This window comes from Pseudomonas sp. CGJS7 (genome assembly GCF_036961695.1).
Window position 1 is genome coordinate 1 of the sequence record NZ_JBAMDI010000107.1, and the last position, 13995, is coordinate 13995.

A 13995-nucleotide genomic window follows, 5' to 3' on the forward strand; every position below is an offset into this window, starting at 1 on the left:
GCCACTACGCCAACGACGCCCCCTGCCCCCCCAAAGACACCGTTGTCTTGCAACGATAACCACCACCTGCAGACAACCACCACAGCAGCGAAACAAACCCCGCTCAACGAGCATCGCCAATCCAGACCTGCGCGCCGCGACGCACACCGATCCGTCGGCCAATCGCGCAGAGCGTGACGCGGTTCCGCCGCCCGCGTCGATGACAACGTTATCCGCCGTATCGCATCCCAGCGCGGCCCGCTAGGTTCGGCGCTGCACCGAGCGTGCGCGTTCCCGCATCCGCGGGCCCGTCCATCCGCAAGAGGAAACGCTAATGAAAAAGCTGGCTCTGACCGGGCTGATCGCCGCATGCGCGCTGATCGGACCGAACGCGCAGGCCGTGGTGGTGGGCGGTATCGTCAGCACCGACGCACGCTGGCCCGACACCACCGCGGGTTACAACCGGCTGACCTTCTACGATCAAATCAATCACGACGGCGGCGCGCGTTCGAACTACTACTGGGCCAACCAGTTCTGGTTCCACGGCGGCGACGGCGGCTACATCGGCCTGCAGAACCGCGCCGGCCAGCACTGGCTGAATTTCTCGATCTGGCTCGCCAGCGGCTGGGAACCGTCCAGCCGCGCCAGCTGCAATCATTTCTCCCACGAAGGCAGCGGCGTGCAGTGCCAGATCAAGTGGAACTGGAAGACCGGACACAAGTACAAGGTCGAGGTGGTCCGCGCCTCCAACAAGGTCAGCGGCGTGGTCACCGATTTGATGAGCGGGGAAAGCATCACCGTCGCCACCATCCTCATTCCCACCGCCTGGAGCGGGTTCAAGAGCCAATCGGTCAGCTTCGTCGAGGAATACAGCCAGGGCGGCAACGAATTGCCCTCGTGCAAGCTGATCGGCGCGCAGTCTTCGGTGTTCTATTCGCCGCTGGCCAACGGCAACGTGCCGGCCACCAGCCACACCACCAAGACCTACGGCAACTGCAACGACAAGAACATCGCCCACGCCGCCTGCGACAGCAGCGGCAAGTGCATCAACATCGTCAGCGATCTGGGCGGATACGCCTCGCCGAGCGAGTGATCGCGCCGCAAGGCTTGCAACGCGCAAAAAACGAAGGCCCGCGATTCGCGGGCCTTCGTCATGCAGCGCAGGCGAGCGCTCAGTTGGCGCCGAGCGGCTCGCTGGTGACGACCAGATCGCCGTGCTTGGACAAGGTCGCCGAGACCTTGAACGGGCGGTTGGGCTCGTACTGGATACCGAAGAACTGCAAGTGCGTGGCATCGCCGGAGCGCTCCAGCACCGGCGGCGCGAAATGGCCGCCGCGCTTTTCGATCTCGCCGATGTCGTACGCGTCGCGTTCGGACTTCACCACCCGGCCGGCGGCCTTGCCGCTGAACCGCGCGACCACTTCGGCCCACCACTCCGCCGGCGAATCGTTGCCGCACTGGCTGAGGATGCTGGCCGCGGCGCTGGAATCGCCCTGGCTGGGGTCGCCGCCGACCACGCGCCCGTCGGGCAGCGTCGCCAGTTCCAGGGTGGCGCCGTCCATCCGGCGCTTGTGCACGGCGCGGAAGAACTTGCATTGATTGCGGTCGAGCGCGTGGTTGTCGAGGATCTTGACGTCCTCGGACTTCCAACCCGCGGCGCTGGCGGCTTCGACCAATTTGCTGCTGATGTCGGGAGACGTCATTTTTTTTCCTTGGGCGCAAGCGACGCCGATGAACACGACGGCCGCTACTGGAATGAATTTAGCCATGCGGTTGCGGAAAGTCACTCGTTGGTCTTGTTGCCGGGCGGAACCGGGGCGGCCCCGGTAGCGTCAGCATAGTCCTTAACGGGCAACTGCACCTGATCCTGGATAAACTGCTTCAGCTCATCGTGGCTGGCGTTGGCCGGCACCGGCTGGCCGGTCATCAGCGACAGCTCCTCGGCGAACTTGCGCGCCTCCTCGGGGCTGCTGTCGATCGCCGGCTGGCTGGTTCCGGAGTAAGCGCCGGTGATCTCATTGCGCCAACGCTCCATCGCCTCTTCGTTGTTCGGCGGACGGCCGAACTCGGACTTGAAGCCGGTGTACCAGGCCCGGTATTCCTGTTCCAGGTAACCGTAGGTCTCGCTCACCTCGTCGCCGTTGACGTTGTGATTGACCTCGTGGGCGATGGTGTGCAGCACCACGTGCTTGGAATTGTAGGTTTCCGTCAGCGGGCCGTTGCCGTCGTTGACCATCTTCGCGTTGAAGGTGATGTTGGTCCCGTCGGCGGTGCCGTACAGGCCGCCGCTGGAGTTGATGTCGCCGTTGAAGCTGTCGTCCCACTTGAACACGTAGTCCGAATCCGGCGACAGCACGCGCTCCAGGGTGTTCTTGTTGACCTGCGGATCGCCGGCGTCGTTCTGGGCCAGGAACGAGATCGCCTTCAGCGTGCGCTGCTTGTCGCCCAGGTCGAAGTCCTGGAACCAGTCCTTGCCCATCAGGCGATCCAGATTGGCGATCGAACGCTCATCGGGATAGTTCTTGACCTGGCTCAACACCGCGGTCTTCTCTTCGGCCGACAGATCCTGGAAATCTTCGTTCTTGATCAGCTTGGCGATATTGGCCGCCTGATCGGTATCGCCGGACTTGCGCGCGGCCAGCGCGTCGGTGATCAGTTTCTGCTCCGACGCCGGCAGGCTCTTGAACTCGGGCGACTGCTGCAGGCCGAATTCGTTGAGCTTGTTGCTCTTCTGCGCCGCGTCCAGGGCCTGGAACGAGGGATCCTTGACCAGTTGCTGCAGATCCTTGATCGCGCCGGCGTCGCCGCCGGCGTCGCGCACCGCCTGCGCCGCGGTCGCCTGATCGGGCACGCACGAGAGCTGCTTGAACTCGGCCGAGTTGTACAACTCGGCCGCCGCGGCGAACGAGTCGTGATTCATCTTGTTGAGCGCGTCGTTGAACTCGCTCTCGCTGCCGGTGAAGCCCTGGCGCATCAGCGACACCGCGTCCTTCAGCGACTGCGGCACGCCGGGATCCTTGAGCGCGGCGTCGATGTCGTCGGCGCTGATATTGCCGTCGGCGCCGCCGCGGCCGGCGGCGGTATCGAGAATGCGGCGCTCGAAGCTGCCGTCCTTGATCGAGCTCAAGGTGGCGTCGAGGTCCTTGCGGCTGATGGTGCCGTCGACCCAGCCCTTGCCGGCGCCGACATCCAGCGCGCCGCGCGCCGCGTCGCTGCCGATCAGGAACTTGGCGGCCTCCACCTCTTCGGCGCTGAAGCGGCCGTCGCTGTTGTCGGCTACCACTTGCAGATCGTCCTGGCTGATCTTTTGATCGGCCCTGGACACGTCGTTCTGCTTGGCCGTGTCGAAACGGGCGAAACTCTGGTCGAGCACCTGAGTCGCCCGAGTGGCATCGATCGTCATGAACTCGCTCCTTGTACCGGCGCAGGCGCCTTGGGGGACCGGGTCAAGATAAACGCGGCGACAGGGCGATACAGCTAGGGCGGTCCCTATGTGCTCGCGCGTCGATTTGCTGAATCGGCGGCGCGCGCGAACGAAGTTTCGCGGATTCGAAAATATTCGTTATTCGCGTACTGGGCTCAGAGGCGGCCCCAGACCTGGCGCAAACCGATCAGGTGCATCGCGCCCAGCAGCAGGCAGATCGCCGAACTGGCGATCCAGAACGCCGTGCTGTTGCCGGGAAACGCGGGCCGCAACAGCGGCGCGGCGAACGCCCGCAACAGATACACCGCGGTGATCAGGCACAAGGCCGTGCGCAGCAGCGGCAGCCGGCCGATCACGCCCGCACCGGACAACGCATACAACGACCACACCGCCAACAATGCGGAGATCGCCAAAGTCACCACGGTCGGATACCACCGCCCCTCCGCGGCCATCCGCGCCATCTGTTCGCCCGCGCCCATCGCCCGATACCACGATGGGCCGAACGCAATGCAGGCCAGATGCGCGAGCGCCGCCGCCGCGCTGAGCGCGGCGCCGATGAGCAAGAAGGGATTGGCGGTGGTGGCCATGAAGTCCTTTGAGCCGATGGTCGATCCGCCGACCCGGTGTCGACGCGCGCCGAGCATGCGCGCTGGACGGACATCGCTCAAGCCCGAGCGCGCACGACGGGTGCGACCGATGCGCGCAGGACGCGCCGGCGTCGCCGCAACGCCCGGCTCAGATCGCGCCGGACCCGTCGATCAACGGATACAGCCCAACGATTTCCCGCCCCGGCGAATCGTCCGCCTGGACCGAATACAACTGCCAATGCGCTTCGCGCCCCGGCGGCAAGGGGATGCAAGAAATCTCCGGACCCTGGTCGAGCAAGGCCGCGATGTTGCGCACCACCTGGGCCTGGATCGCACGCACCAACGGCGTCAGCGCGCGCGGATCGACGCCCGCCTGCTCGACCGTGCGCAACGCGGCACCGGCCTCGGCGATCAAAGCTTCGTTGCCGACATTGACCTCACCCGCGCGGATCGCCGACAACCACGCCTCATCCCGCGCTGGCGCTACTTCCGCCAGCAATGCGTGCACCAATGCGGCCGTCGCCACCGCCGGCTCGCCCGCGCGTTCGCTGAGCGCCCACTGGATCGGCGACTCCAGACCCAGCGAGGCGTAGTAGCGCGACAGTTCGCCGAGTTCCGGGTGCTGGCGCAATAGATGCGCTTGGTGGGTCGATGCGGGCATGACGCCGTCCTGAAACCGAGGGGCCGATGCGGCCAGTCTAGTGCGTCCTGGCCGCGGCGGAGCGCGCCGAGCCCGCTACAACTCCTCCGCGGTAGCCTCACGCATGCAGCAGTAGATAGTGAAACCGGTGTCCATGGATTTGGTGTAAACCCAGTTGCCGTACTTGAGGTAGTTGTCGGCCGGACAACTGTAGGTGAACTTGGCCAACACGTAACGTTCGTCGCCGTTCAAGTTCCGGGTCGACTGGATCTTTTCCAGTTTGCAGCCAGGATGCACCCGGTCGATATCCCTCTGAACGTGGCCACTACCGACGCCGCAGCCGCTCAGCAGCGCCGCCGCCGTCAGCAGCGAAACGATACGCATCATTGCGCCGCTCGCGTCTTGCCCAGGTAATGCCCCACCACTTGCAGAAACTTGTCGTCGTCGAAACGCAGGCTGTTGGTGTACACCACCACCGGAGAACCCACGGTCTGATGCGCCAACGCCATGCGCTTGTGCAAGCGATGCTCGCGATGCGCCGCCAGAAAGCGCTCAGGGTCGGCCAACACGATTTTGTAGCCGCGCAACTGCGAGCTGGTGAAATCCGAATAAGCCTCCACCCCGGCGATATCGCCCCAGCGGATCTTGATCGCCCCGTTCAAATCGATCCCCTCCGGACCGGCCCGCAACGGACTGCCGCCGAGCAGTTTCCATACGCCCAGCCCGCTCAGCCCCAGACACAGCAACGCCCCCATGCCCATCAACGGATAGAAGATGTACGGCGTGCGCAGCATCGCCAACGAGCTCTCGGGATTGGGGCCGTGCAGAACGTAGTAGCCGCAGCCGATCCCGACCCCGAGCAGCAGCACGGTCGAGATCGCTACCTTGGCTTTGTCGATCTCTGCGGAAAAAACCGGGGTAGTCATGGGCGATCGCCTCGAAGTCGATTTCGTGGCCCGGCGCGGCCGGGTGTCCTTGTGGCGATGGCGCGGCGATCCTGGTCCGCCGCGCCCGCCATTGCAGGGGCGACCTTCCCCTGCTTCGCCGGCGGCTGCAATCCACCGGCGACCCGAGCGCGTCAGTAACGCGTGGTCAACTCGACCAGCCAAGCCGGCGTCAGTTGCAGCAACAGGCTCTCCAACTGCTTGTCCATGCCGGTGAGCACCAGCAAACCGATCGCCAGCAATCCCACGCCCATCGCCCGCCGGCCGATCTGGGCGAACCGCGCGGCGCGGTCGTGATTGCGCAGGAACCACGACCTCGACGCCAACCCCAGCGCCACCAGCGGCAGCGCCGCGGCGAGGCTGAAAACCAGCATGACCAGGCTCACTTCGCCCAGGTCCTTGCCGTTCGCCGCCAGCGCGATCGCCGCGCCCAAGGTCGGGCCGACGCAAGGCGTCCACGCCACGCCCATCAGCGAACCGACCGCGAACTGGGCGGCCGGATGGTCGCTGCGGATGCGCAACGCGGCGCGGCCGCCGACATCGCCGAACCGGCTGACGACGCGCTCCATGGCATGCTGCAGCGTCTGCGACAGCAGGATCGTGCCGAACACCAGCATCAGCGCGCCGGCGCCCTTGCGCAGCGTGCGTTCGTCCAGCCCGAGCAAGCTGCCGCTGCTGGTGACCACCACGCCGATGATCGTGAACGACAGCGCCAAGCCCGCGGCCAGGGTCACCAGGCCCCAGCGGCTGCGGCCGGTGGCTGAGGACGCCACCATCGGCAGCACCGGCAGCACACAAGGCGACAGCGCGGTCAACAGCCCGGCCAGCCCGGACAGGCCCAGGGTGGCGACAGTCACCGACATCGCGACGGCCTCACTTCGAACCTTGGGCCAGGAACTCGCGCAATGGCCCCTCGCGGGTTTCCGCCACCGACATCGCGATCCGCTTGCCGCCGCGGTACAACATCAGCGTGCTTTGCTGCGGCGCGCCCATCGCGCGCGCCTCGGTGCGTTGCGCATCCCAGTCCAGGCGCAGCTCGGCGATCCTGGACAGCGCCGGCTCCTTGAGCAATTTCTCGATCACCGCATGCTGCGCACGGCAAGTCGGGCACCAGTCCGCATGCACATCCACCAGCACGGTCTTGCCTTCGGCTTGCAGCGCCTGCAAACGCTGCGCGCTGTAGGCCGCCGGCAGCCCGGCCGCCGATGCGGCCAGGCTGAACGCCACAAACCAGGCCGCGAGCAGGATCGAAATCGTCTTTTTCATCGGAAGTTCCTTGTATCGGAGAAAGAAACCGGATTCGCGCGTGCGGACCCGTTCGCGCCCGTCGCGCATCGCGCGATGGGCCCGTACAAGAGAATTCGAAATCGGCGGCCGATCGGTTACATCGTCGAGGCAAACAGACGGCGAGCCGTCGAGCGCAAAGGCGAAACCTTACTTGCGCGCGTAACCGATCCAGGCGAACAAACGCGCACCCAGCCGCCAACTCAGCAGCGACAACAGCAACACCGCGCTCAGATGCCAGGCCAGGATCGCCACGGCGCTGCTGCACTCATGAATCACCCCGACCGCGGCCGACGACAGCGCAGCGGCGCTCAACGCGGTGAGCATCGCGGTGGGCGCCGGGCGCACGACACCGGCATGGCGAACCATCAGCAACAAGATGAAACCGATCGGCAAACTGATCAGCGCGATGTCCTGTGCGCATCGCAGCCCCTCGATATCCAGCGCGAACGCCGCAACGCCGCGGCCGAACGCATCGCGCAGGCTGTCCACGCACAGACCGGCCAGCCACAGCGCCGCCGCCGGCAACGGCAACCACGCCCACGACGGCGAACGTCCCGGCACGCTGATCTGGAAGGCGGCATACGCGGCCAACACACCGGTCAATACGCTCACCGCACACTCCAGCGCGACGCCCGGCGATGCCATGTCCTGCCACCAGCCCGGGCGCGGGCCGTGACCCAGGACGCCCAGGATCGAGACCACGGTCAGCGTCGCCAGCAACAACCACAATGCGGTGCGGCGCAGCGGCGACGACAGGCGCTTGATCGGCGCGCTGTCCTGGCTGAGTCGGTCGATCAATCGTTCGGTGTCATTCATGGGGCGGGCCTTTCTTCGCCAGAAGCGAGTGCAGCGATTTGAGCGCGCGGTGGCAGGCGACCTTCAGCGAACCCACGCTTTGATCGCTTTGCGCCGCCGCTTCGTTGAGCGACAACTCGTTGAGCCGCAACAGGCGCACGGCTTCGCGCTGCCGCTGGGGCAAGGCCGCCACCGCTTCGCGCACGGCGCTGGCAGCGTGGTGACGCGAAACCGCTTCCTCCGGCCCGTGCCCGACCTGGGGATGCTCATCGGCCCCGTCGGCGCTTTCGATCTCGTGCTTGAGCCGCTGTTGGCGCTTGCGCAGCAAGTCGATGCAACGGCGGGTGGCGATGGTGCTCAGCCAGGGCTTGAACGGTCGCCCGCATTCGTAGGTATGGCGAATGCCGTGGACGATCATCAATACGTCCTGGACCGCGTCCTCGGCGTCTTCGCCCGGGCCCAGATAGCGCCGCGTGATCGCCCGCACATAGGGCACCACCGCCTGCAACAGCGCGTGATACGCCACGCGGTCGCCGTCTTGCGCCTGCTGCATCAGCCGCGCCCACAGCCGGTCCGAATCGCCCCCGACCTGCCCGGGCTCGATTCGCGGCTCCACTGCGCTGTCGGCTGAAGATTCTGGCATCGCGCCGTCCGCCGGAGGCGTCACCACCGAAAGATCGATGCCCATGATGCTCGCATTTTCACTGACAGCGGAAACTCCCTGGCTGGATCGGATGGCAGCCACCGGCGGCCGGCAACGGCGCGAAATCGCCGCTTTTCACCGGAGTATTCGGCCGAAGGCGCGAATGGTTACGCTCCGGGCGACCGCCGTTTAACATCCGGGTCTGGAGCGCCCCGACACGACAGAGGAAGTCCCGCATGCATCGTCCCCATCGCGTTGTCGACGATTTCGAAGCGGTCATCCGCATCCATACCCAGGCCGAGGGCGGACGACGCAGCCCGCCGCTCAACGGGATCCGTTGGGATTTCGCCTACGCCGACGACCCGGTGCCCAATCGGCTGTACATGATCTGGCCGGATTTCTTCGATGCCGACGGCAACTCTCTGCCTGGCGATGTGCCGCTGCCGGTCGACGTCGAACTGCGAGCCCGCATGACCGTGGTGGTCGATGAAATGCGCAGCGAAGTACACCAGGGCAGGATCCGCGTCGGGGTGAAGTTCTATTGCCAGGAAGGCCCCAAGCGGGTCGCGAGCGGAGTGGTGACCCGGATCACGCACCTGCACGATGAGCGCACGCCCCTCGGTTGAAGCGGGCGCGTGGCGGCGGCGGCAACCGGGCCTGGGCGCCGACTGGGTGCCTGGGCCATTTGTATCCCAATGTATCCGCGACCGTGATCGGCGGGCTCGCATACGAATCGGCTCGGCGGCGGACACAGCGGCGATACCTCGCGGCGGCGAAATAGTCACGCCCGCCACGACCCGAGACCCCACGATGAACCTCCCGCCCGCCGACGCCCTCGCCAACCCGCAACGCCGCAGCCTGCTCGGCCGCACCGCCCTGGCCTTCGCCGCCGCGCAAATCGGAACGATGGGCTCGGCGTTCGCCACCATCGCTCCCGCATCTCCCGCTACTGCATCCGGATCGCCCGCCGCCATAGCCTGGGGCCCGCTCAAACACATCGACGCCGGCGTCCTGCGCGTCGCCTACGCCGAACTCGGCCCGGCCAACGGACCGGTAGTGTTGCTGCTGCACGGCTGGCCCTACGACATCCACACCTATGCCGAAGTCGCGCCGCTGTTGGCTGCACAAGGCTATCGAGTGATCGTTCCGTACCTGCGCGGCTACGGCGCCACCGTCTTCCGCTCCGCCGACACACCGCGCAACGGACAACAAGCCGCGCTCGCCACCGACGCCATCGCCCTGCTCGACGCACTCGGCATCGAATCGGCCTACTTCGGCGGCTGCGACTGGGGCGCGCGCACCGTCAACATCATGGCAGCGCTGTGGCCGCAGCGCTGCAAGGGCATGGTCTCGGTCAGCGGTTATCTGATCGGCAGTCAGCAAGCCAATCAAGCGCCGTTGCCGCCGAAAGCCGAGCTGCAATGGTGGTATCAGTTCTACTTCGCCACCGAGCGTGGCCGCCTGGGCTATGAGCAAAACCGACGCGAACTGTCGCGGTTGATCTGGGAGCTGGCTTCGCCGCAATGGCGTTTCGACGACGCCACCTTTGCCCGCACCGCGGCCTCGTTCGACAACCCGGACCACGTCGAGGTGGTGATCCACAACTACCGCTGGCGCCTGGGCCTGGCCGAGGGCGAAGCCCGATTCGACGAACTGGAAGCGCGCCTGGCCAAGAAACCCCGCATCGGCGTCCCCACCATCACCCTGGAAGGCGACGCCAACGGCGCCCCGCACCCGCCGAGCAGCGCCTATGCCGACCTGTTCACCGGCCCGTATGCGCATCGGCTCATCACCGGCGGCATCGGCCACAACCTGCCGCAGGAGGCGCCGCAGGCGTTCGCGCAGGCCATCGTCGACGTGGCTGCGTTCTGACCGGGATCGGCGCGGCGGCTACGACAACCGCGTCGCCGCGCCCAAGCCGAGAATGTAGCGGACGCGCTCGCGGTCGAAGGCGACCCACGACTCGCGCCCCTGCAATAACGCGCCATAGAACGAATCGTCCAACTTCAACACCATCAGCAGAAAATCGCGCCACTCCATGCCGACGAACCCGTCGTGCAGCAACGCCGCCTCGCGCGAGGTCGCGCAGGCGGCCATCAGCAGATCCTCGGGGCCGGTGACGAAACGCAATTGCAGGCGGTCGCCGCCTTCGACCGTGTAGGGCTCGCCCGGCACCGCATCGGTCGGGAACGTGGACGGGTCCGCGGGCACGTAGACGTCGCGATTGGCCATCAAGCGATAGAGCAACTCGAAGTCCTCTTCGCGCTGGTGTTCGGCGACGTCGTGGATGACCTGCTCCAGGTCGGGGGTTCGGCGCTTGTGGTCGGACGGGGTGGACATTGGGGAACGCTCCAACTGACTCTCGGTTATGGGCAGGCAACCAACACTGCGCTCACGCCCGGAACGCAGGATGAGGCGCTTGTCCCGCCGGTAGTCTATTGAACCGGATTCTATTTGACCCGAGCACGAGACTGGGACGGCGTCGCAGGATTGTCCGACGACTGCGGCGGCGGCCGGGTGCCCAGCAGTACCAGCTGATTCCTGAAGGCCAGCATCGTCGTGCCATCCGCCATCAGTAAACCCACCACCTGCATATCGCGCGCCTGCTCCGCCTGGATAAGAATCACCGGCACTCGCTTGCCCTCGTCGTCGAGATAAGCGTACTGCGGAATCTTCAACGGCAAAGGCGTACTGACCGGCACCGGCCCTTGCGCCAACGCGAACGCGGCCTGGCCGGATCGAACATCGGCCTGTGTCGCCGCACGGCCGGTAATGAAACCCGAGGCAGGCAGCGGCGGCCACGAGGTTTGCGCGCGGATTTCGCCCGTCAGCGCCATCAGAAACAGCGCGGCCGCATAAGTTCTTCGCATCACCAGCGCTCCTTGCTGTAAGTCAGCCTATGCATCCATCCCTACCATTGACCAATACGAGAGAAGCTCTTGTTGCCATTGAACGAAAGCTCGACCCGTTCCTTGAATTCCAACACTTTCATAGGCCTTGCTTCGCCCAGATGGGTCAGGTAGTAGGCCACATCCTCTTGGAGACGCCATGTCCTAGGGATCAATTTATTTGGTGTCTGCCCGATATCGACCGTGGCGTAGCGGCATGGCGGATGCCGATAGAACCCGGCAGGTATGACGATATCGGCCTGCCGACAGAACGCTTCGATTCGTGCCCGGTAACTTTCACTCATTAGAAATCGCACCCGAGTTTCCGGCGAACTATAGACAAGTTTCCGTCCAAAGCGTCCATACGCTCTCGCGCCCCAGCTAGCCCTGCCCCTTGGCGGGCCATCCAGCCGCCCGCTCCCGCTAGCTGAGATCATCCAACATCGAACCCATACAGCCACCTGTTGAGGATCCCACCGGAACTTTCGATACCCAAACAATCCATGGCCTGCTCGAAGCAAGACGCGACTTGCTCGGCGTCTTCAGTATCCAAATCTTCCCTGACGAACTCGTTGATTTGCGCGTCGATGATCGTCAGATACGTCGAAACGGGCGCATCCGGCGCCACGGCGGCCGCGAGCGCCGCCAAGGCCCGGTCGAACCGGGCGTTCAGGGCGGCACGTTCCCGCCGATCTTGCACGCCGGTATACAACGTCCCGGGCTGCCCCGCGAAGTGATCCCTTCCCTTCAGCTGCAGCAAGGCCGTAGCGGCGTCCGTTTCGCTGTGCATCAAGCGCTCCAATGAGTGGGTGTAGCATCGAACAATTCAGGTATCGCCGATTGCGCGAAGACCGCCGCGAGCGGCGAGCCGGGGCCGCCTAACCGCCCGAGCGCGTCTCTCACATTTGCTCGATCCTGCTGCGGGCCATGGCCGAGACTTTCTTACTCCGGCTCGCTTGGAGCAGTTCGAACAGCGACTCGGCCAACGCCCGTGGCGGCGCATCGAGCGAATGCGACAGGTCGCAAATCGCTCAGGCCGCCGGACTTGGAAAACAAAACCTTCGCGTATCGTCGGTGACCTGAAGCGTATCGCCCAGCATCGCCTCTAGCAGATCCTTCCATTGGCTGTCGCGCATGTACGCCGGTACATCGTGATCGTGGCGAACCAGCGGAACATGCGACGCGGGGAAGTTTACGACCGACACTCGCGGCGCGGCTACGCCTAGGTCGCGTTGAACATCGGCGCAAGCCTGCTGCGGCTTCACCGCCATGCACGTGGCGCCGGCCATCCGGCAGACGCGGAAGAACTTGGTGGTGGCGAAGTCTTTCGGGCTGGTGCCGAGGATGATGCGGGCCGGCACCGCGCCTTGCTGGCCTTGCTTGAAGTTCCGATAAGCCGTGGTGGGTTGCGCCGGCACCAGCATCGCCAACCGCAGGTCGTCGAGTTTCGGGAATTCATAGTCCGGCGCGCCCGTGGCCTTGAGCACGTACTCCTCGCTCAGGGCTTTCGGATTGAACGCCCCGCTGCCGTCGCCCAGGGCATTGGTCATCACGAATGCCCCCGAGCTATGCGTGAACACGCGCAACGGGTAGTTGGAGGGGAGTTGATTGAGGATACGCCGCAGTCCCAGGCCGACGCTGGGACCGTTGTACTGGGCTTCACCCCAAATCTTCAGCGGCATGTCCGATAGGCCATCCCAGTACATCCGTACGAAGGCGACGTCCGTTTGTTGAGCGGCGATGCTCTCTTCGACCTTGGCATACCAGGCCGTTGCGTCTTTGAAATCGTTGTTAAACCCGTGCACCAATAGCATCACATGGCGATTTCGCAAAGCCTTCAGATCGGCCGTGAGTTTCGCCCTGAGCACTTGCTGGATCAGCGACCACGCCTGATCGAAATCGGCATCCGGCGTCAGCGGCGTGGCGCTGAGTTCCGCCAGCGCGCGCCAACGCGGCGTGCGGTTGGCCCACTCCCATCGGTACAAGGCGCGCAAGGTCGCGTAGTCGGGACTTTCGTTGCGATTGAACGGCCGGCGCAGGTCGCGATTGCGTAGCGCCTTGTCGTCTACCGACACATCGCCGGGCGGATACAGGTCGCCGGCTCTATCGACGAAGAAGCTCAGCAGCTTGGCGTTCTGGCGGATCGAATCTTCGTAGACGACGTTGTCGGCCTGGGCCGGGGCGATAATGGCGGACAGCAAGAATGCAGCGGTGCATAAAAGCCATTTCATGCGTTGCTCCATTGGGATGGGATGGCGTCGTCGACGCCTTAAACAGAGGGCGTGTTGCCCTCGATTACCGCACTACCCTGCTCGAACTGCCCGCGGCGAACTACCGGCGTGGCGCCAGCAGCTTCTTGATCCGCGCTTTCTCTTCCATCGGGCGCTGAAAGTCGGCCGGATACGCCGGCTCGAATCGATCGCCTTTGAGCAAGAAAATGCTGTCTTCTTTGCTTGCCTGCTCCTGCATATCGCCCAGCGTGAAGTGCCACATCTTCCACAACGGCACGACCAGGGTCGGCGGCACCGCACCTGATCGGGCAAACAAGGCCTCTTTGACCTTCAAGTGGAACCGGATTTCATTCGTGCCACCAGGACCGGTGCGGGCCTCCGGGTCGGTGACAGCGCGCCCGCGGCGGTCGATCATGTCGACGCGCTCGATGTTCGCGACGACCACATAGTCCGCATCGGCGACGATCTGTTCCAGCAAACGCGGCGCGACTGAGGTAGCGGATGCCGATGTCGCCCACAGCAGGGCGAGCGATGCCAACAGATACCTCATACCGTCTCCTTGGTGGTTGCCAGCTAA

At 65.0% G+C, this 13995-nt stretch carries 19 protein-coding genes; 3 read left to right on the forward strand and 16 right to left on the reverse strand.

The genetic code is table 11. From position 1 onward, the window contains the following. Window positions 1–313: 313 nt before the first annotated feature. Window positions 314–1072, forward strand: coding sequence for a DUF3472 domain-containing protein (locus V7787_RS39835; protein ID WP_336093144.1), 759 nt, complete (start codon window positions 314–316; stop codon window positions 1070–1072). A gap of 79 nt (window positions 1073–1151) precedes the next feature. Here the strand turns inward: V7787_RS39835 and V7787_RS39840 are convergent, their stop codons facing one another. From V7787_RS39840 to V7787_RS39885, 10 genes are all read right to left on the reverse strand, one after another. Next, a complete protein-coding gene (locus V7787_RS39840) occupies window positions 1152–1682 on the reverse strand; it encodes a hypothetical protein (protein ID WP_336093145.1) in 531 nt (176 codons plus the stop codon). An 80-nt stretch (window positions 1683–1762) separates the two neighbouring features. Beyond that, complete coding sequence (locus tag V7787_RS39845) at window positions 1763–3382, reverse strand: hypothetical protein (RefSeq protein ID WP_336093147.1); 1620 nt, start codon at window positions 3380–3382, stop codon at window positions 1763–1765. 176 nt (window positions 3383–3558) lie between these two features. Further along, the gene (locus tag V7787_RS39850) at window positions 3559–4071 is read right to left on the reverse strand and encodes a hypothetical protein (protein ID WP_442965352.1); all 513 of its coding nucleotides are present in this window, start codon (window positions 4069–4071) and stop codon (window positions 3559–3561) included. A 67-nt stretch (window positions 4072–4138) separates the two neighbouring features. After that, entirely contained in the window at window positions 4139–4651 is a 513-nt protein-coding gene (locus V7787_RS39855; protein ID WP_336093148.1) for a hypothetical protein, read from the reverse strand. 75 nt (window positions 4652–4726) lie between these two features. After that, a complete protein-coding gene (locus V7787_RS39860) occupies window positions 4727–5017 on the reverse strand; it encodes a hypothetical protein (protein ID WP_336093149.1) in 291 nt (96 codons plus the stop codon). Continuing rightward, entirely contained in the window at window positions 5014–5556 is a 543-nt protein-coding gene (locus V7787_RS39865; RefSeq protein ID WP_336093150.1) for a hypothetical protein, read from the reverse strand. The genes V7787_RS39860 and V7787_RS39865 overlap by 4 nt, the downstream gene beginning before the upstream one ends. A 152-nt stretch (window positions 5557–5708) precedes the next feature. Continuing rightward, window positions 5709–6437, reverse strand: coding sequence for a cytochrome c biogenesis CcdA family protein (locus tag V7787_RS39870; RefSeq protein ID WP_336093151.1), 729 nt, complete (start codon window positions 6435–6437; stop codon window positions 5709–5711). A 10-nt stretch (window positions 6438–6447) separates the two neighbouring features. Beyond that, a complete protein-coding gene (locus V7787_RS39875; protein ID WP_336093152.1) occupies window positions 6448–6840 on the reverse strand; it encodes a thioredoxin family protein in 393 nt (130 codons plus the stop codon). Window positions 6841–7008: 168 nt separating this feature from the next. Further along, window positions 7009–7677 carry an NrsF family protein gene (locus V7787_RS39880; RefSeq protein WP_336093153.1) on the reverse strand — a complete coding sequence of 223 codons (669 nt, stop codon included), beginning with the start codon at window positions 7675–7677 and terminating at the stop codon, window positions 7009–7011. Continuing rightward, a complete protein-coding gene (locus tag V7787_RS39885) occupies window positions 7670–8299 on the reverse strand; it encodes an RNA polymerase sigma factor (protein WP_336093154.1) in 630 nt (209 codons plus the stop codon). The genes V7787_RS39880 and V7787_RS39885 overlap by 8 nt, the downstream gene beginning before the upstream one ends. A 236-nt stretch (window positions 8300–8535) precedes the next feature. Here V7787_RS39885 and V7787_RS39890 point away from each other — a divergent pair, with 236 nt between their 5' ends. Beyond that, window positions 8536–8925 (forward strand): hypothetical protein, encoded by a 390-nt coding sequence (locus tag V7787_RS39890; RefSeq protein WP_336093155.1) that lies wholly within the window; start codon window positions 8536–8538, stop codon window positions 8923–8925. Between the two features lie 184 nt (window positions 8926–9109). Then, window positions 9110–10171, forward strand: coding sequence for an alpha/beta fold hydrolase (locus V7787_RS39895; RefSeq protein WP_336093156.1), 1062 nt, complete (start codon window positions 9110–9112; stop codon window positions 10169–10171). Between the two features lie 18 nt (window positions 10172–10189). Here the strand turns inward: V7787_RS39895 and V7787_RS39900 are convergent, their stop codons facing one another. From V7787_RS39900 to V7787_RS39925, 6 genes are all read right to left on the reverse strand, one after another. Continuing rightward, window positions 10190–10639, reverse strand: a complete 450-nt coding sequence (locus V7787_RS39900; RefSeq protein WP_336093157.1) for a hypothetical protein — start codon at window positions 10637–10639, stop codon at window positions 10190–10192. A gap of 110 nt (window positions 10640–10749) precedes the next feature. Then, window positions 10750–11169, reverse strand: coding sequence for a hypothetical protein (locus tag V7787_RS39905; protein ID WP_336093158.1), 420 nt, complete (start codon window positions 11167–11169; stop codon window positions 10750–10752). 41 nt (window positions 11170–11210) lie between these two features. After that, window positions 11211–11492 carry a hypothetical protein gene (locus V7787_RS39910; protein ID WP_336093159.1) on the reverse strand — a complete coding sequence of 94 codons (282 nt, stop codon included), beginning with the start codon at window positions 11490–11492 and terminating at the stop codon, window positions 11211–11213. 128 nt (window positions 11493–11620) lie between these two features. Continuing rightward, window positions 11621–11977, reverse strand: a complete 357-nt coding sequence (locus tag V7787_RS39915; RefSeq protein WP_336093160.1) for a DUF4844 domain-containing protein — start codon at window positions 11975–11977, stop codon at window positions 11621–11623. 241 nt (window positions 11978–12218) lie between these two features. Beyond that, a complete protein-coding gene (locus V7787_RS39920; RefSeq protein WP_336093161.1) occupies window positions 12219–13418 on the reverse strand; it encodes an alpha/beta hydrolase in 1200 nt (399 codons plus the stop codon). 100 nt (window positions 13419–13518) lie between these two features. Then, window positions 13519–13968 (reverse strand): hypothetical protein, encoded by a 450-nt coding sequence (locus V7787_RS39925; protein ID WP_336093163.1) that lies wholly within the window; start codon window positions 13966–13968, stop codon window positions 13519–13521. Window positions 13969–13995: the final 27 nt, after the last annotated feature.

What these genes read in the sequence shown, in the direction of transcription:
- V7787_RS39835 (WP_336093144.1), top strand. Translation starts at nt 314, where the DNA reads ATGAAAAAGCTGGCTCTGACCGGGCTGATCGCCGCATGCGCGCTGATC.
- V7787_RS39840 (WP_336093145.1), bottom strand. Translation starts at nt 1,682, where the DNA reads ATGACGTCTCCCGACATCAGCAGCAAATTGGTCGAAGCCGCCAGCGCC.
- V7787_RS39845 (WP_336093147.1), bottom strand. Translation starts at nt 3,382, where the DNA reads ATGACGATCGATGCCACTCGGGCGACTCAGGTGCTCGACCAGAGTTTC.
- V7787_RS39855 (WP_336093148.1), bottom strand. Translation starts at nt 4,651, where the DNA reads ATGCCCGCATCGACCCACCAAGCGCATCTATTGCGCCAGCACCCGGAA.
- V7787_RS39860 (WP_336093149.1), bottom strand. Translation starts at nt 5,017, where the DNA reads ATGATGCGTATCGTTTCGCTGCTGACGGCGGCGGCGCTGCTGAGCGGC.
- V7787_RS39865 (WP_336093150.1), bottom strand. Translation starts at nt 5,556, where the DNA reads ATGACTACCCCGGTTTTTTCCGCAGAGATCGACAAAGCCAAGGTAGCG.
- V7787_RS39870 (WP_336093151.1), bottom strand. Translation starts at nt 6,437, where the DNA reads ATGTCGGTGACTGTCGCCACCCTGGGCCTGTCCGGGCTGGCCGGGCTG.
- V7787_RS39875 (WP_336093152.1), bottom strand. Translation starts at nt 6,840, where the DNA reads ATGAAAAAGACGATTTCGATCCTGCTCGCGGCCTGGTTTGTGGCGTTC.
- V7787_RS39880 (WP_336093153.1), bottom strand. Translation starts at nt 7,677, where the DNA reads ATGAATGACACCGAACGATTGATCGACCGACTCAGCCAGGACAGCGCG.
- V7787_RS39885 (WP_336093154.1), bottom strand. Translation starts at nt 8,299, where the DNA reads ATGCCAGAATCTTCAGCCGACAGCGCAGTGGAGCCGCGAATCGAGCCC.
- V7787_RS39890 (WP_336093155.1), top strand. Translation starts at nt 8,536, where the DNA reads ATGCATCGTCCCCATCGCGTTGTCGACGATTTCGAAGCGGTCATCCGC.
- V7787_RS39895 (WP_336093156.1), top strand. Translation starts at nt 9,110, where the DNA reads ATGAACCTCCCGCCCGCCGACGCCCTCGCCAACCCGCAACGCCGCAGC.
- V7787_RS39900 (WP_336093157.1), bottom strand. Translation starts at nt 10,639, where the DNA reads ATGTCCACCCCGTCCGACCACAAGCGCCGAACCCCCGACCTGGAGCAG.
- V7787_RS39905 (WP_336093158.1), bottom strand. Translation starts at nt 11,169, where the DNA reads ATGCGAAGAACTTATGCGGCCGCGCTGTTTCTGATGGCGCTGACGGGC.
- V7787_RS39910 (WP_336093159.1), bottom strand. Translation starts at nt 11,492, where the DNA reads ATGAGTGAAAGTTACCGGGCACGAATCGAAGCGTTCTGTCGGCAGGCC.
- V7787_RS39915 (WP_336093160.1), bottom strand. Translation starts at nt 11,977, where the DNA reads ATGCACAGCGAAACGGACGCCGCTACGGCCTTGCTGCAGCTGAAGGGA.
- V7787_RS39920 (WP_336093161.1), bottom strand. Translation starts at nt 13,418, where the DNA reads ATGAAATGGCTTTTATGCACCGCTGCATTCTTGCTGTCCGCCATTATC.
- V7787_RS39925 (WP_336093163.1), bottom strand. Translation starts at nt 13,968, where the DNA reads ATGAGGTATCTGTTGGCATCGCTCGCCCTGCTGTGGGCGACATCGGCA.